This is a genomic window from Dethiosulfatarculus sandiegensis, from assembly GCF_000931935.2.
Classification (GTDB): domain Bacteria; phylum Desulfobacterota; class Desulfarculia; order Desulfarculales; family Desulfarculaceae; genus Dethiosulfatarculus; species Dethiosulfatarculus sandiegensis.
In genome coordinates this window covers 279,595-304,173 of record NZ_AZAC01000002.1, presented here as the reverse complement: position 1 = coordinate 304,173, position 24,579 = coordinate 279,595, and the positions used below count along the sequence as shown (strand labels likewise).

Here is a 24,579-nt window from a genome sequence, read left to right as displayed (position 1 = left end):
CAAATTCGGGGGAGGTTCAAGAAGACGGGTGGCGCTTCCACATCGCACTGGCCGGCCAGAAAGGCAGCGTAGCCACACTTCCCGGGCTGCCCGCCGCAGATATTGACATCAATTTCTACGACGACATTTTTGGAAACATCAACGGAGCCATTATGTTGCTCTGCGGGGCCCGTAAGGGCCGCCTCGGTGTGATTGTGGATATTACGTATACGGATATAGAATCGGAAAACATCACCCCCGGTCCATTTTTTTCCCAAGTCAATTCAAGGGCCAAAACCTGGATGGGGTCAATTGCCGTTTTCTACCGTCTGGTCGAAAAGCAGGGTGCGTTCATTGACCTCACAGCAGGCGCCCGCTATTGGTCCATGGATTCAGAGCTAATCTTAAAACAAGGCCTTATTGCACAAAGACAAGTCTCCCAAAAGGAAGATTGGGTGGACCCTATGGTGGGTCTCAAGGGAAGATTGCCCCTCGGTGAATCAGGTTTTTTTATCAGCGGCTTTATGAATATAGGCGGCTTCAAATATGACGTGGCCCAACAGGGACCGGTGCTTGGCCTTTCCTGGAGTTTCTAAGCAGCAATTGTCTGTGGCCCGCGTGTACGGAAATATTTTTCGCCTTTTTTAAAACAAGCAAAGAGGATTCAGATAACTCTCGGAGTTGTCATGCTTTTCGTTTGTAAGGCATGTTATTGCCCAGGTTGAGGCATAATTGTGCTTATCAGATTGTCGATGCAAAAATTTAATTTCGTAACTCAAAAAAAACTCCGGCTTTTTGGGCATGTTGAGAAACGTTAAGTTTCGGCGGAGTCCTCATCCTGGCCAAGGGCAACCAGCATCTTTTGCCTGACGCTTTCCATGAGTTTCCAGGAATCGTTTTCCGCTGATGCACATTCAACAGACGAAAGCACCCTCAAGGTGATGACCCCCGGCCGGATATATACGCTTTTTTTGGGCAAAATTTCCCTGGAACCCTGGACCAACACCGGTAACACCGGAGAACCCGAAGCACAGGCCAGCTTAAAACCGCCGCCCTTGAAACGGCCCAGGCGGCCGTCCGGAGAACGGGTTCCCTCGGCAAAAAACAAAACCGAACTGCCCTGACGGATGCGCGCGGCAGACTCCTCGAACAGCTCTTGAGCAGCGGCCGTGTTTCCCCTGGCTATGGGCATGTATCCAGCCCTGCGCATGGCAAACCCCCAAAGGGGCACCTTCATGAGTTCCTGCTTAACCACGAATTTGAAATCCATGGGCAGATACCCCAGCAAGGCCAATACATCAAAGAGGCTCTGATGGTTTACTATAAGGATTGCAGACCCCGAAAGAGCGGCGATATTCTCCACCCCTTCAATCCGCACCTTGACCCTGGTCCCCCACAAGAGAACCCTGGCCCAGGGACGGGCCCCGCAGGCATGGGTCAATTTGCCGGTTGAATCAAACAAGAATAGAATAATAGAGACAGTTGACCAGAAGGCGGTTTGAACAACTACAAAAAAAACCGCCCAAACCAGCCACAGACGATAAAACAAATTACGTAAACCACTCATTTTACGCACCTGGAACTTGTTCAGAGACAGGCCCACAGACTATCACAGCCATTTATGACAAAAACAGCAAAAATGTTCGCCTTGACAGGCCAAACACAAGTTCAACAACATGGCGTCAGTAAAAAGCTGCAACAGATGCTTTACAGCAAAGTCAATTTTTTAGGTCACCCACCCCATGGAATCCATTATAAGTGAACAGTGGGGTTTCTCTCTAAGGGGGTATTTGGTTATAAATTAAGTTATCTTTGGCCCAGTAGTTAAGCCTATTTTTTAGCTATATATTTTTACCAATCTTACCAATGGAAAGGACCCTGCCCGTGGAAAGGGAAAATGCCGCTCAAAGGTTGCTTGAGGTCATTCAGGACGTAGCCAACGGCCATTACTCCAACGATATCATGGAGCTTACCAAGAAAGAGGTGCCTGAACCCATCCGCACCATAGCGGAGAGCGTGGGCATGATGATGGTCAAGGTCGAAGCCAGGGAATTCCGCTTGGAGCAACTAAACGAGCAGATTAAACGGAGCTCCATAGGGGCCTTGAGCGCCATGGCCCAGGCCTTGGCCGCCAGAAACGCCTATACCGAGGGTCATGCCTCCAGGGTGGCCGACCTTTGCCTGGCGATTGCCGATAAGTTAAACCTTGAGCCTCAGGAAGTAGAATACATTCGCTTGGGCGGGTTACTCCATGATATAGGCAAGATAGGCTTCAGCGACGCCCTGTTTGAACACCACGGAGCCAAGACTCCGCCCAAACTGCTCAAGGAAATTGTGCGCCACCCCGCCCTTGGCATGAGGATATTGAAGGATCTGGATTTTCTAGGACCTGCGGTGGATTATGTTCATTGCCACCATGAAAGACTTGACGGCAAGGGATATCCCAGACACTTAAAAGGGGACGAGATACCCCTGGGGGCCCAGATAGTGGCTGTGGCCGATGGTTATGACGCCATGACCACGGACCGTCCCTATCAAAAAGGCAAGACCCCCGCCCGGGCCCTGGAGATACTGGAATCCCAACGGGATCAGCGCCTGAGGGGAGACGTCCTGGATGCATTCAAACAGGTGCTGCGGGAAAAAGGCGACATTGACTGATGAAATAGACTCCCTGCCGAACGGCTCTGTTTGACCGTCGACATCCGGCAGCTAAAAAGGCAGGCGAAATTTTGTTGAAGCAAGGCCCAATTCAAACGCTGCTTTTAGCAATCAACCGGATCTTTTCCTATCGGGTGGCATATGAAGCAAAAACGAAAATACAGCTCAAAGACCATTGCCAAAGCCATATGCACCGTTTTACTCCCCTGCCTGCTATCCCTTTTTGTTTCCTGTGAAAATCAAACGGAAAAAGAAAAAACCCAAAAAGAACTTTTGATTTATTGCGGAATCACCATGATCCGCCCAATGACCAAAATCGCCCAGATAATAGAAGAACAGGAAAATTGTAGAATCATCATCACCAAAGGCGGCTCCGGGAATCTTCTGAAGTCCATAAAAGCCAACAAAATGGGAGATCTTTATCTGCCGGGGTCCGACTCTTACATAAAAACCTGCCTCAAAGAAAACCTGGTGAGTAAAACCGCCTTGGTCGGACACAACATGGCGGCCATGATGGTGCAAAAAGGCAACCCCAAATCCATTACCAATGACCTCGAGAATCTGCTTAATCCGGAGTACTACATCGTCTTGGGCAACCCCCAAAGCGGCAGTATAGGACGGGAGACCAAAAAGATTCTTGCCAAAAGGGGATTTTTTGATAAGGCCATGGCTAATGCCAGAATCCTGACCACGGACTCCAAGGACCTGATAAAAGCCCTGAAGGAAAGAGAGGCGGATCTGGTTATAAACTGGTACGCCACTTCCGCCTGGCCCGAAAATGCACCCTATGTGGATGTGCTGAAAATCAATCCTGAATACGCCCAGCCCAAAAAACTGGTATTAGGCCTTTTAACAACCAGTAAGTACCCTGAAATATCCAAAAAATTTATTAAATATGCTTCCTCGGAAAAAGGCCGGGCAGTGTTTGCGGAGTTTGGCCTTAAGTAATTAATCCGGTAGACATAATGCGCTTCATTTATCAAGACCCCATAAAAAAGAAAATCCTCGCCCTACTTTTAGTCATCTTTTTGGGCGGCGCACTGCTTATCGTCACAGAGGTCTTGCTAAGCCATCACGACAAAAAGATTCAATCTCAACTGGCCAACCAGGTGGAAAAATCCAACCTGGGCAAATCAATCATTAAAAACCTCATTTTGATCGGCTCAAATTTAAAAGACCTGGAATCAGCCAGGGATGACAAGGGAATCGATATTCTGGCAGAACATAATTTGCATCACATCGGAAACATCAGCCGAGCCTTGAAGGTGCTCAAGGTAGGCGGCGAATTCGTAGATCAGATGGCGGCCAATTTCGGCAATGTTAACCAGATCAAAGAAAAAATAGTCTACCAACCCGAGGCCAATACAGCCTATATAATGGAATATATTGATCTTTCCCCTAAAATTATTGAATTGAAAAATCTTTCATCAAGACTCTATGACCTGAAGCGGCAAACCATCAAGCCCGATCCGGCCAGGGAAAATCCTCATCCAAACCTACGCTTTGTTTTCTTGAGCAAGCAAACCGGCAGTGTGATCCAAAGATCCCGGGAGATCGTAAACAAAATTTTTTACGACACCAGCCTGACCATAGAGAAACTTACGCAAAGGAAAACCGCCTTTGAGAAGCGCTTTTTACTGATTGGGTACGGCATGGCAGCCCTGATCTTCATATTGGCGCTTTGGCTTTCGATCCTGACCATGCGTCAGGTCGGCAAAATCATCACCGAAAGAAAAGAATACGCCCGCAACCTGGCCCAGGCCAAATCCACCCTGGACACCATTTTTGCAGCCTTGCCGGTGGGTATAGTCACTGTAGGTGAAAACCGCATCATCAAAACCGCCAACCAAGCAGCCCTGCGCATTTTTGAACACAGCAATGAAAAAACCTTAAAAGGCCTGCCCTGCTCAGAGGTCTTTGAACTCAGCTTTGAAAAGGGCTGTCCCTTGCAAAGCGGCCGCAGTTCTTATGACAACGAAATTGTAATACAGGCCAAAGACGGAGGGGAAATCTCCCTCCTTAAAAGCGCTATTCCTCTTAAACAGAATGATGAAACCATTATTCTGGAAGCATTCATGGATATCACGGGCCGAAAAAAAGCGGAACGAGAGCTTTTTGAACAACAGAATTTTATAAAAGCCATCTTCAACCAAGCGCCGGTGGGCATAGTGGTAATAGATCAAAAAACCCACCGTATCATCAACATAAACCATAAGGCCTTGAAAATGATTGGCTCTACTGAAGATCAGGCCTTGGGCGCCGTTTGTCACGATTTCATATGCCCGGCCGAGCGGGGTAAGTGCCCCATAACCGATCTGGGCCTGAAAATAGACGATTCCGAGAGAATACTTCTGAACCCAACCGGCCATGCCCTCCCCATACTTAAAAGTGTAATATCCCTCACCTTGGGTGGCCGAGAATGCCTGGTTGAATGCTTTGTGGATATAACGGTCCGGAAAAAAGCCGAGGAAGCCCTGCAAACCCAGACCGCCAAGTTGAGGGCCATGATCACCGGCATGGACGCAGGCGTGGTTTTTGCCGATGCAAATGGCATTCTAAACGAAGTTAATCAAGGCTTTTGCCGGATTATGGGGTTAACCCGGGAAAAAATCCTGGGCAGGCATATTGATGAATTCCACCAGGGAAAAATAAAAAAACGCCTGAAGAAAATGCTCGAGAATTTTCAAAATCTTCAAGATTCCAGCCCCGTCACCTTTAACCGGGAACTGAGAGGGAAGGATTTTATCTTCCGTGTCCAACCCATTCACCGCCAGGAAAAATACGACGGGGTTCTGCTTAACATGGTGGATGTAACAGAACTTGCGGAAGCCAAACGCAGGGCTGAAGAAGCCACCACTGCCAAAAGCGAATTTTTGGCCAACATGAGCCACGAGATAAGAACCCCCTTAAACGGCATCCTGGGGATGGCCAATCTGCTTTCCGAGACAGGGCTTAACTCTCAACAATCTGAATACACGGAACTTTTAACGGAATCAACCGCTTCATTATTAGATATAATCAACGACATACTGGATTTTTCCAAGATAGAGGCCAGGAAGCTTGCCATAGAGCCTTATCCCTTTGACTTGGTCGCCATGGTTGAAAACATCCTGGCCTTGTTCACCAACCAGGCCAATCAAAAAAAAGTGGAACTGATACTGCGCCAGGGGTCCGGAATAGCCGGCCAATACCTGGGAGACGCAGGCCGCATCGGCCAGGTGTTGCGCAACCTGGTTAACAATGCCCTCAAATTCACTGAAACAGGGCATGTACTGGTCAACCTGGAAAAAACTTCCGAAAAAAACGGCAACCACTTGGTGAATATCACTGTTCAGGATACCGGCATCGGCATATCTCCAGACAAACTGGAACTTATCTTCGAGCAATTTTCCCAAGCCGATGCCTCAACCACCAGGCGTTACGGCGGAACCGGCCTGGGGCTGACTATCTCCAAGGAGCTGGTTGAGCTTATGGAAGGAGAGTTTTTGGTAAATTCAGCCCAGGGAGAAGGCTCTACCTTTACCTTCACCCTACCCCTACCCGCGCTGAAGTCCCCCTCTGAAGACCAAAGCCCTCGACCAGACGATAATTTGCTGGATTTAAATATCCTGGTGGTGGATGATAACCATACAAACCAGAAGATATTTAAGGAATACCTGGAAAATGCCGGTCTAAGGGCCCAGACTGCGGACTCCGCCGGCCAGGCCCTGAGCATGCTTGAAGAGGCCTGCCGGAATAACAATCCTTATCATTTGGCCATACTGGACCATTTGATGCCTCAAATGGACGGCCTGACCCTGGCCCAAAAAATTAAAGATGATCCGGAGCTTAAATCCACGGTCCTGGTAATGGCGAGCTCCGCAGCGATTTATATTGACCGGGAAAAATTTTATCAAAAGGGAATCAACGCCTTTTTGCCCAAGCCCATAAGCCCCTCCAAACTGCTCGACAGCCTGGCCCTGGCCTGGGATGCCGGTCTGCGCCGGCATAAAAACGACCAGACCCAGGAGTTCACGATCCGCCCTCTGCCGACCAGTGAAAACCGGCCACACCACCAGGCAACAGACCTTTCCAAAACCAAGGTGCTGTTGGTGGAAGATAATCCAGCCAATCAAAAGGCTGCCTTATGGCTGCTTAAAAAAACCGGGGCCAGGGTTTTTGTGGCGAACAATGGGGCGGAAGCGGTAAGAATGGTGGCGGGTAATTCTTATGACCTGGTTCTGATGGATGTGCAGATGCCGATTCTGGACGGCCTTGAGGCAACCAGAACCATCAGGCAAAAAGAATCGCCAAACCAGCACCTTCCTATCATTGCCATGACCGCCAATGCCATGGCCGGTGACCGGGCCCGCTGCCTTGAGGCTGGTATGGACGACTATATAACCAAACCGGTGGTGAAAGATGCGCTTATAGCCATTGTATTGAAATGGATCGGAATAGAAAACTCCAATAGCGTTATCGAAAAAGACAGCCCTCAAACAAAGGATGAGGGATCGGAGAAGCAACCTGTCTTTGATTATGAAGCCGCCTTGAATCGCTATGATGGGGATACAGAAATTCTATTTGAGCTTACCAGTGACTTTCTGCATGATTCCCGAAAAAGACTAAGCAAATTAAAACAGCACATCAAAGACCAAGACGTTCAAGGATCCAGACTTGAGGCCCATGCCATCAAGGGTGCGGCCTCGTATGTCTCCGCCGAAGCAGCCAGGGCTGTGGCCCTGAATCTGGAAAACACCTGCAAGAATGGAAAATTTTCCCAGGCCTCTTCACTTGTACCCTGGTTGTCCGATGAACTGGATAGATTTGAAAAGGTGATAAAAAAATATCAAAATTGAAGCCTTCCAAAATCTGTCGTGAAAACCAAGGGTTCCACTCTTTTGAAACGCCACGAAGCACGCAGGTCAATAAGAGCATTTTTCGTAGGTTATAATTATTAACTATAGTATTAACAGAGCAAATCAGGTGAGATCCATGCACCAGCCAAAACAAGACCCGTCTGGCGGCGGTGAGAATATGAAGCTTCTGGTTGTGGACGATGAATTGACCAGTAGAAAGCCCCTTAGCATATTCTCGCAAAAAATAGGATAAGAAGTATTCAGCGCCTCCAACGGAGCCGAAGCCTGGAAGATCTGGCAGGAAGGAAAGGCCCAAACTGATCGTAACTGGCTGGCAAATGCCGGTTATGGGGCCTGGAACTGTGCGCCAAAATCAGGGAGCAGGAAGGCGATGACTATACTTATATAACCTCCAGGGACGGTGACACAGACGTTATTGAGGCATGCAGGCGGGTGCTGACGATTACATAACCTAACCGTACAGCAAAGAAGAACTTGCAGTGCGTTTAAAAGCCGGAGAAAGGGTGCTTAATCTCCAGACTAGGGACTTGGTTATCTTTTCTCTGGCCAATTTGGCGGAATCTCGAGACAATGAAACCGGCAACCACTTGGAGCGCATCCGCTACTATTGCCGCGCACTAGCTGAGGACCTGCTCAAGCAGCCTGACCGCCCTCCTGAGGTTACCCCCCAGTTTGTAGAAACCATCTACAGAACCAGTCCTTTGCACGATATTGGCAAGGTGGGCATACCGGACTATATTATGCTGAAGCCGGGACGCTTGGACGATCGGGAATTCGAGGTCATGAAGGGCCACACTGTGGTGGGATTCGACACCCTGTACGACGCCCTTTCCAGGAACCCAAAAGCCGCCTATTTACGCATGGCCGCAGATATTGCCCTTTCCCACCATGAAAAATACTACGGTACAGGTTATCCCGGTGCTTTAAAGGCCGAAGAAATTCCCTTGAGCACCCGCGTCACTGCCGTGGCCCATGTGTCTATGACGCCCTGGTCTCCAAAAGGGTTTATAAAGCGCCTTTACCTTACCAGGTGGCTGAGTCCATTATCACCCAGGGCAGCGGCACCCACTTTGATCCTTACCTGGTGGACTCATTTAAACGTATACGCGAAAAATTTATTGAAGTACACAAGGAATTCAATAAGTAAGCCTTTATAAAGCACTCTCGCATTTTGGGGACCCCGAACCACCCCTAAAATGCCGGGCATTTTGGGGACCCCGGAAACCACCCCTAAAATGCCGGGCATTTTGGGGACCCCGGATGACGGCCCGCCGAATTGCGAGGCCATCTAAAAACGAGTAATTCTAGTAATGGCAAAAACCCAGTTTTTGTCAGGTTGCCTCTGAGAAAGTCCGGGAGGACTTTGTCAGCACAAGCTAAGCCGCTCCCTGGTATGAACCAGAGAGCGGCTTTTACGTGCTAATATTTCTCTATAACCGGAGAATCAGTCCAGATCGCCTTCCATGATGGCGTTGATCAACATGGGGGTGGTCATGATCTGAATTTTGTGCGCCCTTAATTTGGCGTTCTCCAGGTTGTGGAGGCAGGAGTTGCACTCGGTCAAAAGCACATCAGCGCCTGTGGCAATGGCTTCTTCCACCCTGCGGCGGGCCATGGAGATGGAGTTGGCCGGATAGGCTCCGCGCACTCCGCCGCCGGCGCCGCAGCAGTTGGACTGGGCCCGGTTGTGGGGCATTTCCACAAAGTCGGGGGCCACCTTTTTGATGGTCTGTCTGGGCTCCTCATAGATGCCGCAGTGACGTCCCAGGTCGCAGGGGTCATGGTAGGTGACCTTGAGCTTTGTCTTGGCCTCTATCTCCTGGGTGGCCAGGAACTGGGAGACATGCATCACCTTGATTCCCTCGTCAGCCAGCTTTTTGTAGGCGGGCTTGTTCTGGAAGGTGCGCATGCAATAGGGACAGGCGGTGATCACGGTCTTGGCCCCGGTGGCCAGGATGGACTCGATGTTCTTCTCGGCCAGGGGATCCTTGATGCTGTATCCCACATCCTCCAAAACACCGGAACAGCAGACTTCGTCAATCAGGGTGTAGTCCACCTCAAGGGCGTCTAAGAGATCCAAGGTGGCCTCGGTGGCCTCTTCCTGACGATACTGGCCCACGCAACCGATGAAAAAGACGTATTCCGCCTTTTTGTTCAGCTCGCGATCAAAATCCTCCGGATCTTTCTGGCCGTAGATATTGGGAAACTCGTCCAAGGCTTCGTTCAGGGCCTTGAAAGTGGGGTGTTCCACTCCGGCCTTCACAAAATCCTTGCGGGCCTGTTTGATGATCTCGGGCGCTTCCACCCCCGAAGGGCAGTTGGTGGCGCAGTTGGCGCAGGTGGTGCACTGGAACAGGGTCTCGTGCAGCTCGGGCGTCATATCCAGCTTGCCGGTCATCAGCTCTTGCAGAATGATCATCTTGCCGCGGGCGTTTAAGGCCGGGCGCTTGGTAAGTCCAAAGACCGGGCAGACAGCCTGGCAGAAACCACAGTTGGAACAGCGCAGGACCTGATCCCGGAATCTTTCCACGAATTCGTATTTTTCAGCCATCTCAGCCCTCCAGGGCCATCTTACCGGGGTTTAATATATTTTTGGGGTCAAACATCTTTTTCAAAGAGCGCATGACATCCATGGCCACATCGCTGTGCTCCAGATGCATGTAAGGCGCCTTGCCCTTACCAATGCCGTGCTCACCGGTAAGGGTGCCGCCCAGTTCCACGGCCTTGGCGTAGAGTTCGGCCTTGGCTTTCTGGACCCTTGCGGTCTCTTCGGGGTTGGTGCGGTCCCAGCTGAAGTGGGGATGCATGTTGCCGTCACCGGCATGACCCACCGTGGGTATAGCCAGATTGTACTTCTTGCTCACCTCATCGATAAAGTCAAGAAGATCGGCGATTTTGGAGATGGGCACCGTGGTGTCCTCTGCCTCGACCGTGTTGTTGATCCTGGCGATAACCGCAAAAGCCGATTTACGGGCCGCCCACAGGGCCTCGGCCTCTTCAGCGCTCTTGGCTTTCCGCACCTCACCGGCCTTGTTTGCCTTGAAAATGCCGATTATCTTGTCCAACTCGGTCTGACACTGATCCTCGGTCGCGCCGTCGGTTTCAACCAGCAAAATGGCGGCAACCTCGGGCAGGCCCAGGTCTGTGTTCTGGTTAATGGCCCTTAAACAGTTTTTCTCCACGATCTCGAGCACGCTGGGCTGAGCCCCGGCTTCCATGATAGCAGTCACCGCACGGCCTGCGTCACTCAACTTGTCAAAGGTGGCCAAAGCAGTGGCAGTTACTGTAGGACGGGGGGAAAGTTTCAGGGTGATCTCTGTAATCACGCCCAAGGTGCCTTCCGAACCCACAAAGATATGGACCAGGTCAAAGCCCGAGACCCACTTCTGAGTGCGGGAGCCGGTGCGCAGAATCCGGCCGTCGGCCAAAACTACTTCCAGCCCCATCACATAGTCTTTTGTGGTGCCGTATTTGGCGCCCTTCACTCCGCCCGCGTTGGTGGCCACATTGCCGCCGATGGTCGCGGCCTTGCCGCTGGCCGGGTCCGGAGGGAAGGCAAAACCCAGGGGGGCAAGCTCATCGTCGAGCTGCATATAGACCACGCCGGGTTGAACCACGGTCAGGCGGTCGGGAATGCTCACCTCGAGGATTTTGTTCATACGCCCCAGGTCCAGCACGATTCCGCCCTTAAGGGGTACGCACAGGCCGGAGAGGTTGGTGGCCGCTCCCCTGGGAGTAACCGGTATACCCTCTTCATTGGCCATCTTCATGATAGCCGAAACCTGCTCGGTGGTGGTGGGCCATACAGCCACATCGGGACGATGGGTGTATTCCGAAGCGTCTGTGGCGTAGGAAAGCATGTCAATGAGATCGGTGGTGACGTTTTCTTCGCCCACGGTCTCTTTCAGAAAAGATAAGATTTTTTCTTCCATGTTATTTTACTCCATCCCTTGAGACGGCCTCTCAGGCCTTGCGGTTTTTGGCCAGCACAGCGGCCATTTTGACAGCGTCAATCAGGGATTGAGGATTGGCCCGGCCTTCTCCAGCTTTTCCAAAGGCCGTGCCGTGGTCAACGGAAGTGCGCACAATGGGCAGTCCAAGGGTAAGGTTCACACCTGCCATGGCTCCCCAGGTGCCTGTTTTGTCGTCATATTTAAAACCTACAACTTTAGTAGGAATATGTCCTTGATCATGATACATAACCACCACGGCATCATACATGCCGCCCTGCATCTTGGAAAACACCGTATCCGCCGGTATGGGGCCGTCTACCGTGATCCCCTTGGCCCGGGCCTCTTCCACAGCGGGGAGAATTTCCAAATCATCCTCGTCGCCAAAAAGGCGGCCCTCTCCGCAATGGGGATTAAGACCTGCCACGGCGATCTTGGGTTCTTCCTTGCCCAGTCTTTTCAACACGTCGTAAGTCAAGTCTATGCACCTGAGCACCCTGGGCTTTTTCACCCTGTCACAGGCCTCGCGCAAGGAAACATGGGTGGAGACATGCACCACCTTGAAGTTTTCCTCGGCCAGCATCATGGCATAGTCTTTGGTTTTGGTGCGGTCGGCGTAAATCTCTGTATGACCGGCAAAATGATGGCCCGCCGCATTCAGGGCGGCCTTGCTGATGGGAGCGGTGACCGTGCCGTCTATCTGATCGTCCAAGGCCAGATCAATGGCCTTGGTAATGTACTCATAACAGGCCTGACCCTGCCGGGCGGTGTTTTGCTTGTGGGCCAGCTTTTCGAGGGGCATGTTTTTCATGTCCAGGACATCAATAACGCCCAACTGGTACTTGCCCTCTTCCGGGGAGTTTATCGGGTTGACCTTAAGGTCCAGATCGCAAAAATTGACCGCATTGGCCATAATTCCGGCATCTCCGACCACCAGAGGACGGCAGGTTTCGTATATCTCGGGCAAGGCAAGCGACTTGGCGCAGATCTCAGGGCCAATGCCGCCGGGATCGCCCATGGTAATGCCTAAAATGGGTTTTTTCTCGATGTTCATTTAGAAATCTCCTTGACTCAGGCCTGGCCGCAAAGTAATCCGTGCAGTTTCACAAGGTCGTCATCTTCGCCAAAGGCTCCGGCCTTGGTAACCACCAGACCGCCGTTTTGGGGGCCACCCATTATGGTGCCCCATACCAGGCCCGGCAATACCTCGGCGTGCAGTTCCACAGCCTGAACCTCAAGCTGCTCAAAAACAGCTTGGGCAGTGTCCCCGCCGGACAAAAACATTCCCGCCGGGCTGCTTGTCAGAGCGGCGGCGGCCGCCACCTGGGCCAGGCCCTGGGCCACGGCTTCGCTGGAAGGCTTGGATTTGTTTTCCTCCGGGGGAGTTATCCTCAATACCAAATTAGTTTGGGCAAGACTGACGGCAGCCTCGTCTCCCCATTTTCTGCGTTGTTCCCTGGCCTTGGGGTCGGCCAGCATCTCCGCGTCCAGAATCATCTGGGACGCCTGGTTTTGAGCCACAAGCGCCTCATGCTGATCAGCCAGACGGGCTGAGGCGCTGCCGCCCACAAAAAGCAAAGAGCCCTGAGTGCTCGGGCTGGTTGCCTGTTTTTTACCCTGCCGTTGGGTGACCACTTCGGCCAGGCCAAGGGCCAGACCGGCCGATCCCACCAAAAGGGAACCGGGGTAGCGGTCTAAGGAAAGACGGGCTATGTTCTCCAGGTGTTCCTGTTCACAAGCATCGAAAACAATTATCTTCGTGCCTTTTTTCAACAGGGAGGAAACCGCCTGTTCCAGCTCTTTCGAACCCTTGGCAGTGGCCTCGATATCAACCACTCCCACATCATGACAGGTCTGAGCGGCTATCACTTCCGAAACCAAGGAGCATTTGACCGGGTTGATAGGGTCTTTTGCTATCTCGGTTTTACCCAAAGGGATGCCGTGGATCAAGTGTTCATCATGAATGGTGAGGCGTCCCTGAGCGGGAAAGGCTGGAGCGACAAATGCCTGCTCCAGCCCCAATTCCTCTAGAAGGGCATCGATCTCAGGCCCCAGGTTTCCCCTGAGGCAGGAGTCAATTTTCTTGTAAATCAGGCTGGGCTGAAAACTTTTTAAAGCTCTGGCAGCCTGGGTCACAGCATTTCGCGCAGCCAAAGGCGGCAGGTGCCTACTACTTGTATGCACCGTAACCGCCTTTGGCGAATCCGGGAACTGTGCGGTGGCGAGAGCGCTAGCCGCTAGGAGGTAGTTGGGTCTGGCCAATCGGCAGAATTGAACACCAGTGTCAGCGGCCCCTGTGAGGTCGTCAGCAATTACAGCAATCTCTAGCACTTTAGCGCGTCCCCCGCCCAGGTTAAAAATCTTTAATCGGCAACATATCCGGGGCGTGGGTCAAAACCGTCACCCTGGCCTGGTCTCCGACCCGCTTAAAGGCCTCGGCCAGGGCATCCTGTACGCTGTCTGCGTGAGAATGACCCAGCTTGGCCTTATCTTCAGGCGGAATGCCAGGACTATACATTATAACGGAAGCCTTTTCCCTGACCATGGCCCAGGCTACCGCCAGGGCGGTGGCCACACCGTTTTTCAACTCACCCCTTCTGTAGGCCGCCAGGATTTCCTTGGAAGGCCAGGAGGTGAAGTTAAGCAAATCGGTATGCACCGGGCTTACGCCTTCGGGAGCGGGAGTGCATATAATAATGACTCCGCCCTTTTTCACTATGCGCTGGGCCGGGTACTGGGATTTGTGGGACTGCCAAAAATCAAGATCACAAGGATAAGAGTTGGTTATCACGATATCCGGTTCCTCGTGATAAGGCACCCCGTAAATCTTTCTGGCCAGTTCCACGCCTTTTAAAAAGGCCGGGCGCATGGAGCCGTAAAACATTCCCACAACGCCGCCTTCGGAGTTCATGACCACGTTGAAGATGGTTTTCATCCCCACTCTGTCGGCCATGTCGTCTAAGTCCCTGCGCACCGGGTTGTCCACAACACCCAGGAAAGAGTCACCGCCTCCCTCGCAAGAGAGCAGGTGAGTCTCAGCCGTGGTTTTGGGACCGCAGATGCCGGGCTGGATGATCTTGGCCGAACCTGAAAAACCGGGGATATGGTGAGGTACAATGGCACCTATGCCTATCACCACCTCGGCCTCGGCTACGGCTTTGTTCACCCATAAGGGGGTTCCGTTGATACTGTCACCCACATTGACCAGGTTGGCTTCATCCATCCACTCGTGGTTGAAAACCTTGACCCTGCCGTAGACCTCTTCTCCCACCTTATCCCTGAGCTCGTCTTCGGTCATATAGCGGTGGGTGCCCAGGGCCATGATCACACTGATCCGGCTGTCAGGCACGCCGGCTTTATTCAACCTCTCCAGCATAGGGGGCAGGATGCGGTCCGACGGGGTGAATCTGGTATTGTCATCACTTATGATCAGGACGCGATCAGTAGGCTTAACCCACTGGTCTAAAGGCTCTTGCTCAATAGGATTAGCCAGAGCCTTTAAAATCTCGCCATCCAAATCAGGCATAGGAGCGCTTTCCGCAGGGCTCAACACTTCGGCCAGATTGGCCTCGGGGACCAGGAAAGTCAGTTCCTTTCCGTCAAAGGGGATGGTTACGTCTTTCATTTGCGCCATCTTTTCTTATCTTTAAAAACCTCAGAACATATTTGGTACGAACATGACCAAACCGGGAATGAAGGTGATCAAAAGCAAAATCACGATCATGATCCCCAGGAGCGGCCACACAAAGCCCACGATCTGGGTAAGCTGAATGCGGGCAATGTTACAGGATATGAACAGGCAGATTCCCAGAGGCGGAGTCAGCATGCCGATCGCCAGGGCGGTAACCATAACCACACCAAAATGAACCGGATCAATGCCGAACTGCTTGACCACCGGTAAAAACACCGGGGTGAGAATAATCAGGGATGCGGAAGTCTCCATAAAGGTTCCCACCACCAGGAGCATGACCAGGACCAGGGCGTAAAGCACCATGGGGCTGTCGGTCAGGGTGGTTAGGTAGGCGGCCACGCTCTGGGGCACCTGCTCTGCGGTCAGAATCCAGCCGAAGATGGAGGCGGTTCCGATCAGAAGCATAACGGTGGAGGTGGAAACAGCCGCCTTGGCAAAGATCTTGGGAAGATCCTTGAAGCTGAGTTCCTTGTAAATGAAAAGTCCCACTACCAGGCCGTATACCGCGGCCACCACAGCGGCCTCGGTGGGGGTGAAGACACCGCCCAAAATACCGCCCAAGATGATGCCGGGCATCAACAGAGCCCACAAGGCGTCGGCAAAGTATCTCCACACCTCTTTAAGAGAGGATGCGTGGTCTTTTTTATAGCCCGCCTTTTTGCAGAGGAAATAGCTTGCCACCATAAGGCCGCCGCCGATCAGCGCGCCCGGGACAAAACCACCTAAGAACATCTTACCGATTGAGACGCCGCCCACGACACCGTAAATAATCATGGGAATGGACGGCGGAATGATCACGCCGATAGAGCCGCCGGCAGCCTGGATGGCAGCGGCGAAGCCCTTTTTATAACCTTTTCTGATCATGGCCGGGATGGAAACAGCTCCCACAGCAGCGGTGTCAGCCGCCGCAGCTCCGGAGATGCCCGCAAAAAACATGGCCGCCAAAACAGCCACCATGCCCAGACCGCCGTAAATTCCACCCACCAGGCTGTGGGCAAAGTCCACAAGGCGGCGGGAAATGCCGCCGTTTTCCATAAGAGCGCCGGCCAGCATAAAAAACGGAATTGCCATCAGAGGGAACGAGTCTGTACCAGCAAAAAGCCTCTGAGCTGCCAGGGTGAGGGGAAGCGAAGAGCCGAAGCCCAAGGTGGCAACACTGGAAACACCCAGGCTGAATGCGATAGGCATACCCAGACCAAAACAAACTATCAAGGAAATGAAGAGTATGGCAGTCATTAGTCATTCTCCTCGTCATGCAGGGCGCCTACGCCCCAAACCTGTTCAACGGTTACCCTGACGGCGTTGATGGCCATCAGGATGCAACCCACCGGCACAGCCAGATAAGGCCAGCTCATGGGAATGTGCATGGATGCGGATTCCTGGAACTGAACCACGCTGGCAACGTTAAAGCCTTCAGTGACGATTACATACAGGAAGGCCAGAATAAGCATATGAACAACAATGACTACACCCTTGTAAATGGTGGGGCTGACGAGTTTCTCAATCAGATCGATGCCCAGATGCACCCTGTAGCGAACGCCCGCAGCTGAGCCCAAAAAGGAGATCCAGACAAAGAGGTAGCGGCCAAATTCCTCTGACCAGTCCAGAGGATCGTTGATCACGAAACGATAAAAGACCTGGGCCGTAATAACCACCAGCATTACAGCCATGATCAGGGCCAGTGTCCAATTGAGCACCCGGTCGAAGGTATCGAAAACTCGGGATATCATGGGATCGTGTCCTTCTTTTGCGGCGACGCCCGAAAGGACTGACGCCGCGTCTTACTTAAAAAGGCCCGGCCGGGAAAAAACCCCGGCCGGGCATTGCTCCCAATTAAGGGATAACTACTTGGCGGCCTCCTGGACGGCCTTGATCAGGGCTTCGCCCTTTTTCGTATCGCCGCCACCGATGGCCTTGACAATCTTGGGATTGGTGTAAACGCCGGCCACGGCCTTGACAAAGGGAGCCTTGTCAGGATGGGTCACGGTCATACCCTGCTTGGCCAGTTCGGCTTCCAACTTCTGGTCGGCTTCCATGGAGAGCTTACGCTCAAAGTCGCGGGCATCAAAAGCGGCGTCCTGCAGGATTTTCTGCTGCTCGGGCTTCAGGCCCTTGAAGAACTTCTCGCTGACCAGAATCATGGAGGGGGAATAGAAGTGGCCGGTCATGGCCAGGTACTTCTGCACCTCAAAGAAACGGGAGGACTCGATAACGGCCAGGGGGTTCTCCTGGGCGTCCACGGTCTTCTGCTCCAAAGCGGTGTAAAGCTCACCAAAGGCCATGGGCAGCGGAGAAGCGCCCAGGGCTTTCATGGTGGCGATGAACAGGTCGTCTTCCATCACGCGGATTTTGAGACCGTCCATATCGGCGGGCTTGTTGATGGCCCTTTTGCTGTTGGTGATGTTACGGAAACCGTTCTCAACCCAGGCCAGGGCACGGATGCCGATTTTGGGGAAGCTGGCGGTGATCTGGTCACCGATCTTGCCGTCCAGAACCTTGTAAGCGGCTTCGCGGCTGGTGAACAGGAAAGGCAGGTTGAAAACCTTGATTGCGGGCACAAAGTTGCCCAGAGGACCGGTGGAGGTGAGGGTCATCTCCAGGGTGCCCAGCTGCAGACCCTCAACCGCATCGCGCTCGGAACCGAGCTGAGCGGCGGGGAAGAGCTGAATTTCCATTTCGCCGTTGGATTTTTCCTTGACGATCTTGGCCATGTGCCTGATGCCTTCATTATAGATGTGAGAAGGCTGGGTGCTTGTGGCACATTTGATCACTACCTTGGCAAAGGCGGCAGGGCAAATGATCAAGGCAGCAATGATCGCCGCGGCGGAGATAATCCACAGTTTATTGGATTTCCTCATGGCTTCTACTTCCTCCTTAAATGGAATGGCTGCTGTTGCATTGTTTTAGGTTAACATCCACTGGCAAAAGGCCGTAATTCCCTTTTTTAGCACAAGTAGGCCTGTTGCCGTCCCAATGCAGATTCCCGCTTGCCGTTTTTTTCCAATACGGTCTAAAAAGGCTCGCAGGCGAATTTAAACCTTTCTCTAAAGACCTTGTCCAGCAAAACTATTTGGCTGATACAGCTGTTTTATGCCTGCTTATTCAACACCTGCTTCAACCTTCAGTTAATTTTTACAGTTGGGATCAATCTTAATTTAATTCTAAAAAAAGCAAAAGCCTGCTAGCATAATTATAATCTATATAATTCTTTACTTTTTTTACACTACCTCGTCCGTGGAGGCGTCCGCCCCCAAGAGCCAGGAAAGGCTTTTGGATACAGGTAAAAGATCTGAGATAATATCGTCTATTTTTTTTCGGTTCATCCGCTGAACCGGGCCGGAAACGCTCAGCGCATAGATAGCCCGGCCCTGGTAATCCAGCACAGGAGCGGCTACACATCTTATGCCCATGGCCCACTCTTCGTCATCCAGGGCATAACCCTGGTTGCGCACCATTTCCAGCTCATCCTTAATAACCTGCCGATCAGTGAGGGTGTGCTGGGTGCGACGGCCGATTTCGAGCGATTTAATATAACTTTCGAGGTGTTCCGGGTTGGCAAAGGCAAGAAGAACTTTGCCCAGGGCGGCGGCATAGGCAGGCCCCCTGCTGCCGACGGGCAAATCGTACTTAAGTACTTTTCGGCTTTTTATCATGTCGATGACAACGACTTCCCTGTTGTCCAGGCACCCCAGGTTGACGCTCTCGCCATGGGTTTCATGCAATTGGCTCATCAGGGGACGGGCCAGGGGGCGAACTTCAAGATGGTTTACCACCTTGTGCCCTAAGCTGAAGACCTTTAAAGTGGCCCGGTAACGGTTGGCCGAATCCTGCACCACATAACCCATATCGCGCCAGGTTGCAAAAAAACGATGCACCGCACTTCTGTTCTGGCCCAAAAGCTTGGCCGCTTCGCTTACGGACAACGGTCCACGTTCAACCAGAACTTCAAGAGCCCGCATGCCTTTCTGCAATGAACCAATGGTGTAATATGGTTTTTGGGTCTCAGGCAAGTTGTTTTACCTACTGATTATTTTGTTCACATTACGTGACAGGCAATCTCATTATGTGACAACCGTAGTTGATAACCACCTTCCATGTCAAGCCCCCTGTAACAAAAAAAGCATTAAAGCATAGATTTCCCTAGAGACTAAATCCACTTAAAGGGTTGACATATCCTGGGGGCGACCAGTATTAATATGTAACACACACGTATCGATCAGTAATACACACCCTTACCGAGAATGCATTTCACCATGGCGGACAACGGCAGAAAGTACTATCAGATCGCATCTTTGGAACGCGGTCTCAATATCTTAGATGTACTGACTCACCGCCAGGAAGCAACTGTATCTGAAATAGCAGCCGAGCTTGGCTGCGACCGCAGCGCCTGTCACAGGGCCCTTCTGACCATGAGGGATATGGGTTATGTGAACCAGGAAGGGGCCAGTGGGTTTACCCTTTCCATGAAAATTTTTGAGATGGCCATGCGCATGGTCAACCGACTTGAGATAAGGCCGATCACCAGGCCTTTTCTGGAGGAGCTCAGAGATAAATACAAGGAAACGGTGAACCTGGGAGTTTGGGACGGTAAGGACGTTACTTATCTGGACAAATGCGAAAGCGCCGAGGTCATTCGGGCCGAACTGGCCGTGGGGGCCAGGGTGCCGACTCATTGTTCAGCCCTGGGAAAGGCAATTTTGGCCTTTCGCCTGCCTGAGGAGATAGAAAAATATCTCAGTTCCACGCCACTAACCACTATGACGCACAATACCCTGGCCGATACGGAAGATCTACGCAAGGAGCTTATGCGCATAAGGGCCGACGGCATGGCAGTGGATGATGAAGAGTGTTACTTGGGGTTGCGATGTGTGGCAGCCCCAATCTTCAACCAAAGGGACAGGGCCGGAATGTCGCTAAGTGTATCCGGCCCCAGCGGCCGCATAACCCTGAACAAGCTTCAGGCAATTGGCCGGGATCTAAAAGAAGCCTGTCGCCGCATTGAGGCGGCCCTGGGCCGCAGCTGATGAAACAAACGGCTTTTAAATAGGTCCTCCCTAAAAATTCTTCTCGCCTGCCCCTTTACGAGGGCATGCATTTCAAGGAGAAAGCATGAGCAAGAAAAAGCTGTCCCGCATTGACCTTCAAAACATGAAAGACAAGGGCGAAAAAGCTGTCTGGATGACCGCTTATGACTTTACCACGGCCCAGTTGGCAGAGCAGGCAGGCATGGATATGCTGCTGGTCGGCGACAGCCTGGGCATGGTGGTCTACGGTTACAACGGCACGGTCCCGGTTACCATGGACCAGTCCATCTACCACACCGAAGCCGTACGTAGGGGCGCACCCAACACCTTTATCATTGGGGACATGCCCTTTGGCACCTACCAGGCCGGTTGGGACGATGCCGTGAAAAACGCGGTCCGCTTTCACAAGGAAGCCGGTGTTGACTGCATCAAGCTCGAAGGCGGCGTAAGGGTGGCTGACACCATCGAAGCCATTACCGACGGCGGCATGCTGGTCATGGGCCACGTGGGGCTCACTCCCCAGTCCACCGGCGCGTTGGGCGGATTCAAGGCCCAGGGACGCACCGCCGACAGCGCCATGGCGGTGATCGAAGACGCCATGGCGGTTTACGAGGCCGGCGCCTTTTCCCTTTTGGTGGAAGCCGTACCGCCCGAGGTGACCAAAATCATCGCCGACGAACTGCCGATTCCGGTTTATTCCATCGGCGCAGGCGTGGACTGCGACGGCCAAGTCATGATCGTAAGCGACATCCTGGGTGTGTTCCAGGCTTTCACCCCCAAATTCGTCAAAAAATACGCTAATTTAGGTGCCGAGATGCAAAAGGTCTTTGAGACCTACATCAAAGAAGTCAAGGCTGGTGAATTCCCGGCCGCCGAGCACACCTACAAGATGGTGCAAGGCGAATTCGAAAAACTCCAGAAAATGCGCACCGAGTAAGGCAGCTTAAAAGGCTGACCAAAAGTGCTTTGAAGCAACCGATCGGCCAGCCCCCCTGTGTATGGCCGATCGGTAATTTTTTTAGCCGCTTACAAAGTGCTTTATAGTTATCACGGGCCAGGATTAATAGTCGGCCCGGATTCCGCCTGATTGTAAAGCAGCGGAATCGGATTTATCTTTATTCAGAGAATAGCGACTATTGGGCGCATCTCTGATTCAGGAACCCAAAAAATAGGACCAAACTATTATGGCCAATAAAGAATTTACTCTCCGCTATGGCAAGGGGGACGTCTCCTTTGAGATCCCCGAGGAAAATCTGCTCTACGAACTGGTGGGAAACAACATCGAGCCCCCCGCTGACCTGGCCCAGGTCTACAAGGACTCTCTGGAAAACCCCATTGACAGTCCGCCGTTGAGCCAGATCGTCAAGCCCGGGGAGACCGTTGCCATCACCGTCAGCGACATCACCAGGCAGTGGCAGCGCCACGGCGAGACCCTGCCTATTTTGCTGAATGCCTTAAACAGCTACGGAGTGCCGGACGAGAACATCACTATCATCATCGCAGTGGGAGCCCACAGGGGCAACACAGAGTCCGAATTTGTGGAGCTTTGCGGACAGGAAGCCTGCGACAGGGTCAAGGTGGTGAACCACAACGCCTGGGATACCGACAACATGGTCTACCTGGGCACCACCAGCCGGGGCACCGAAGTTTCCGTTAACCGCATTATCGCCGAGGCTGACCGGGTGATCCTGACCGGCGGAGTCATCTACCATTACATGGTCGGTTACGGCGGCGGCCGCAAAAGCATCATGCCCGGCATCAGCTCCCTTAAGACCATTCAGCAGAGCCACACCTGGGCCCTCAACTCTGTGGTGGGCAAGGGCAGCAACCCCATCTGCGCCAACAAAATAACCAGGGGCAATCCGGCCCACGACGACATGATGGACGTGGCTTCTTTTGTGAATCCCGACTTTATCATCAACGTGGTGCCCAACTTGGACGGCGATGTCTGCGGCATCTTTGCCGGTAACTGGGTATCAGCCTGGCGCGACGCCTGCGACCTGGTGGACAAGATCTTCGGCGTGGAGATCGAAGCACAGGCCGATATCGTTATCTCCACGGCCGGCGGTTATCCCAAGGATATCAACCTGTACCAGACCCAAAAGACCATTGACAATGCAGTCTACGCCATGAAGCCCGGCGGCGTCTGCGTGATCCTGGCCGAGTGCCCGGATATCAGCGAGCCCGGCGAATTCTTTGACTGGTTTAACATTGAAGACTTTGTGGAGATGGAAAAGGCCGTCAGGGCCAATTACCTGATCAGCGGCTGGGTGGCCGTGAGGCAAAGGGAATATGCCAACCAGGGAACGATCCTGATGCTGACCCTGAAAGAAAACAACGAGTTGGCCAAAAAAGCCTGCGTTGAGCCCGTTAACACCATTGAAGAGGCCCTTAAAGCGGCCCACGAGGCTTGCGGCGTCGACAATCCCAAGGTGATCGTCATGCCTCAGGGTGCCAACACCTTCCCCATCTTTACGAAAAAAGAAGACTAAAATAAGCTCCGGCGGTTTTCCAGACGCCCGGATGCTTTCCTTCGTCGGTTGAGTTTGCGGGGAAGGGGAAATCCCCCTTCCCCGCCTGCTCACATTGAAAACCGGGTCCAACCGGACCCGGCTCCAGCGCAGCCCCACATTTCATCTGCCAAGGAGTCATTCCATGAAATTACGCAGCCAAAAGATCCTTTCCCGTCCGGAATGGAGCATCAACCGAGCCTACTACAAATCCATGGGCTACACAGACTCTGATCTGGAAAAGCCCATAATCGGTATCGCCAACGCCTTCAGCACCACTGTGCCGGGTCATTACAACCTGAACCAGGTCTGTCAAGCTGTTAAGGACGGCATCAGGGAAGCAGGGGGAACCCCGGTGGAATTCGGGGTCATAGGAGCTTGTGACGGCATAGCCGAAGGCCACGAGGGCATGCGCTATATCCTGCCGACCAGGGATATTATCGCCCACAGCATCGAACTCATGGTCCAGGCTCAACAATATGACGCCATTGTTCTCCTGGGCTCCTGCGATAAAATCGTGCCAGGCATGCTCATGGCTGCGGCCCGGCTGGATTTGCCCTCCATCCTGGTAAACGGAGGCCCCATGCTGGGAGGGCCTGTGCTGCATGGCCGCAAGGCGGACACCACCAGCATCATCGAAGGTGTGGGCAGGCTTAATAAAGGTGAAATTACAGACCGTGAACTGGAGCAGATGGAAGACTCCTGCGCTCCCGGCTGCGGGTCCTGCTCCTTTTTGGGTACGGCCAACACCATGTGCTGTCTGGCCGAGGCGCTGGGCATGTCTTTACCCGGCAGCGCCATGATTCCGGCTGTCTACACGGCCCGCATGTCCGTGGCTCAGGCCTCGGGCAGGGCGATTTTAGACCTGGTTGAAAAAAACATCACCGCCCGGCGGATCATCAATCAAAAATCCATTGAAAACGCGGTGCGCCTGGTCTCGGCCATCGGCGGCTCCACCAATGCGGCTTTGCATGTTCCGGCAATCGCCTATGAGGCCAAGGTGGACTTTAACATCGACATCTTTGACGACTTCAGCCGCGGCACTCCGCTTGTGGCCAAGATGAATCCCGCGGCCAGCGCCAATGTGATCGATTTCCACGAGGCAGGCGGAGTGCCTGCCGTGATGAGCGAGCTGACGCATATTTTGAACACCGACGCCATGACCGTAACCGGCAAAACCCTTGCCGAAAATCTCAAGGGCCACAGCTCTCCCGACAATGAAGTCATAAAGACCAGTGCCGAACCCTTCAGCGCCTCGGGCGGACTGGCTGTGTTAAGGGGCAGTCTGGCTCCGGATTCCGCGGTTACCAAACCCGCGGCCATTGATCCCAAGATGCTCTCTTTCACCGGTCCGGCCAGGGTTTATGACTCTGAGGAACAGGCGAACCAGGCCATAATGGACGGTCAGGTGCAAAAGGGCGATGTGTTGGTGATCCGTTACGAAGGCCCCAAGGGAGGGCCGGGCATGCCGGAGATGTTCAAGGCCATGAAACTTCTATATGGCATGGGCATGGCCAAAGATGTGGCCCTGGTCACCGACGGGCGCTTCTCAGGCACCAACAACGGCTGTTTTGTGGGGCATATCTCGCCCGAGGCCCAGGAGGGCGGCCCCATTGCCCTGGTCAGGGACGGAGATCAAATAGAAATAGACGTAGACGCCAAAAAGCTGGAGCTCAAGGTAAGCCCCGAAGAACTGGACAAACGGCGCCTGACATGGAAAGCGCCCGAACCCAGGGTCAGGGAAGGCTATCTGTATCTTTACAGCAAACTGGCCGAATCCTCGGACAAGGGAGCCATTATCAAAAACCGGGCAGACTAGTTTCAAATCAATGCACGGTGCTTTCCGCACCGTGCATTGAGGCTTGACGTAAGAATCTTCCGGACTTGATCAGATGCCGATTGACAAAA

At 52.8% G+C, this 24,579-nt stretch carries 19 protein-coding genes; 9 read left to right on the top strand and 10 right to left on the bottom strand.

All coding sequences use genetic code 11. The features are described 5' to 3' along the window. The coding region (locus X474_RS26405; protein WP_044346608.1) for a hypothetical protein at nucleotides 1-575 on the top strand (575 nt) is incomplete at its 5' end. A gap of 218 nt (nucleotides 576-793) precedes the next feature. Here X474_RS26405 and X474_RS02985 read toward each other — a convergent pair. After that, on the bottom strand, nucleotides 794-1,546 hold the full coding sequence (locus tag X474_RS02985) for a lysophospholipid acyltransferase family protein (protein WP_044346607.1): 753 nt from the start codon (nucleotides 1,544-1,546) through the stop codon (nucleotides 794-796). Nucleotides 1,547-1,863: 317 nt separating this feature from the next. Here X474_RS02985 and X474_RS02980 point away from each other — a divergent pair, with 317 nt between their 5' ends. The 4 genes from X474_RS02980 to X474_RS02965 all read left to right on the top strand — a co-directional run bounded on the left by X474_RS02980 (nucleotide 1,864) and on the right by X474_RS02965 (nucleotide 8,653). Then, nucleotides 1,864-2,637 carry an HD-GYP domain-containing protein gene (locus X474_RS02980; protein ID WP_197281941.1) on the top strand — a complete coding sequence of 258 codons (774 nt, stop codon included), beginning with the start codon at nucleotides 1,864-1,866 and terminating at the stop codon, nucleotides 2,635-2,637. 141 nt (nucleotides 2,638-2,778) lie between these two features. After that, entirely contained in the window at nucleotides 2,779-3,585 is an 807-nt protein-coding gene (locus X474_RS02975) for a substrate-binding domain-containing protein (protein WP_052514788.1), read from the top strand. A 17-nt stretch (nucleotides 3,586-3,602) separates the two neighbouring features. Beyond that, entirely contained in the window at nucleotides 3,603-7,475 is a 3,873-nt protein-coding gene (locus tag X474_RS02970; RefSeq protein WP_052514787.1) for a PAS domain-containing hybrid sensor histidine kinase/response regulator, read from the top strand. 500 nt (nucleotides 7,476-7,975) lie between these two features. Next, nucleotides 7,976-8,653 carry an HD-GYP domain-containing protein gene (locus X474_RS02965; protein WP_052514786.1) on the top strand — a complete coding sequence of 226 codons (678 nt, stop codon included), beginning with the start codon at nucleotides 7,976-7,978 and terminating at the stop codon, nucleotides 8,651-8,653. A 287-nt stretch (nucleotides 8,654-8,940) separates the two neighbouring features. Here X474_RS02965 and X474_RS02960 read toward each other — a convergent pair whose 3' ends face one another. The 9 genes from X474_RS02960 to X474_RS02920 form a co-directional block, all read right to left on the bottom strand. After that, nucleotides 8,941-10,047 (bottom strand): (Fe-S)-binding protein, encoded by a 1,107-nt coding sequence (locus X474_RS02960; RefSeq protein ID WP_044346605.1) that lies wholly within the window; start codon nucleotides 10,045-10,047, stop codon nucleotides 8,941-8,943. Between the two features lies 1 nt (nucleotide 10,048). Continuing rightward, on the bottom strand, nucleotides 10,049-11,428 hold the full coding sequence (locus X474_RS02955; protein ID WP_044346604.1) for an FAD-binding oxidoreductase: 1,380 nt from the start codon (nucleotides 11,426-11,428) through the stop codon (nucleotides 10,049-10,051). Between the two features lie 31 nt (nucleotides 11,429-11,459). Continuing rightward, nucleotides 11,460-12,494 (bottom strand): 4-hydroxythreonine-4-phosphate dehydrogenase PdxA, encoded by a 1,035-nt coding sequence (gene pdxA / locus X474_RS02950; RefSeq protein WP_044346665.1) that lies wholly within the window; start codon nucleotides 12,492-12,494, stop codon nucleotides 11,460-11,462. Between the two features lie 23 nt (nucleotides 12,495-12,517). Continuing rightward, entirely contained in the window at nucleotides 12,518-13,777 is a 1,260-nt protein-coding gene (locus X474_RS02945) for a four-carbon acid sugar kinase family protein (protein WP_082464102.1), read from the bottom strand. Nucleotides 13,778-13,799: 22 nt separating this feature from the next. Further along, nucleotides 13,800-15,080: a nickel-dependent lactate racemase family protein gene (locus tag X474_RS02940; RefSeq protein WP_044346602.1), complete on the bottom strand. Its 1,281-nt coding sequence runs from the start codon at nucleotides 15,078-15,080 to the stop codon at nucleotides 13,800-13,802. Nucleotides 15,081-15,101: 21 nt separating this feature from the next. Then, entirely contained in the window at nucleotides 15,102-16,373 is a 1,272-nt protein-coding gene (locus X474_RS02935) for a TRAP transporter large permease (protein ID WP_044346601.1), read from the bottom strand. Continuing rightward, a complete protein-coding gene (locus X474_RS02930) occupies nucleotides 16,373-16,867 on the bottom strand; it encodes a TRAP transporter small permease (protein WP_052514784.1) in 495 nt (164 codons plus the stop codon). The genes X474_RS02935 and X474_RS02930 overlap by 1 nt, the downstream gene beginning before the upstream one ends. A gap of 114 nt (nucleotides 16,868-16,981) precedes the next feature. Then, nucleotides 16,982-17,995 carry a TRAP transporter substrate-binding protein gene (locus X474_RS02925; protein WP_044346600.1) on the bottom strand — a complete coding sequence of 338 codons (1,014 nt, stop codon included), beginning with the start codon at nucleotides 17,993-17,995 and terminating at the stop codon, nucleotides 16,982-16,984. Nucleotides 17,996-18,355: 360 nt separating this feature from the next. Beyond that, complete coding sequence (locus tag X474_RS02920; RefSeq protein ID WP_044346599.1) at nucleotides 18,356-19,147, bottom strand: IclR family transcriptional regulator; 792 nt, start codon at nucleotides 19,145-19,147, stop codon at nucleotides 18,356-18,358. A 243-nt stretch (nucleotides 19,148-19,390) separates the two neighbouring features. Between X474_RS02920 and X474_RS02915 the strand changes: the two genes are divergently transcribed. The 4 genes from X474_RS02915 (at nucleotide 19,391) to ilvD (ending at nucleotide 24,490) form a co-directional block, all read left to right on the top strand. Continuing rightward, nucleotides 19,391-20,161 carry an IclR family transcriptional regulator gene (locus X474_RS02915; protein ID WP_044346598.1) on the top strand — a complete coding sequence of 257 codons (771 nt, stop codon included), beginning with the start codon at nucleotides 19,391-19,393 and terminating at the stop codon, nucleotides 20,159-20,161. A gap of 85 nt (nucleotides 20,162-20,246) precedes the next feature. Next, entirely contained in the window at nucleotides 20,247-21,098 is an 852-nt protein-coding gene (gene panB, locus X474_RS02910; RefSeq protein WP_044346597.1) for a 3-methyl-2-oxobutanoate hydroxymethyltransferase, read from the top strand. A gap of 247 nt (nucleotides 21,099-21,345) precedes the next feature. After that, nucleotides 21,346-22,653: an NPN-dependent 2-hydroxyacid racemase, LarAH10 family gene (gene larAH10 / locus X474_RS02905; protein WP_044346596.1), complete on the top strand. Its 1,308-nt coding sequence runs from the start codon at nucleotides 21,346-21,348 to the stop codon at nucleotides 22,651-22,653. Nucleotides 22,654-22,816: 163 nt separating this feature from the next. Further along, nucleotides 22,817-24,490 carry a dihydroxy-acid dehydratase gene (gene ilvD, locus X474_RS02900; protein WP_044346595.1) on the top strand — a complete coding sequence of 558 codons (1,674 nt, stop codon included), beginning with the start codon at nucleotides 22,817-22,819 and terminating at the stop codon, nucleotides 24,488-24,490. Nucleotides 24,491-24,579: the final 89 nt, after the last annotated feature.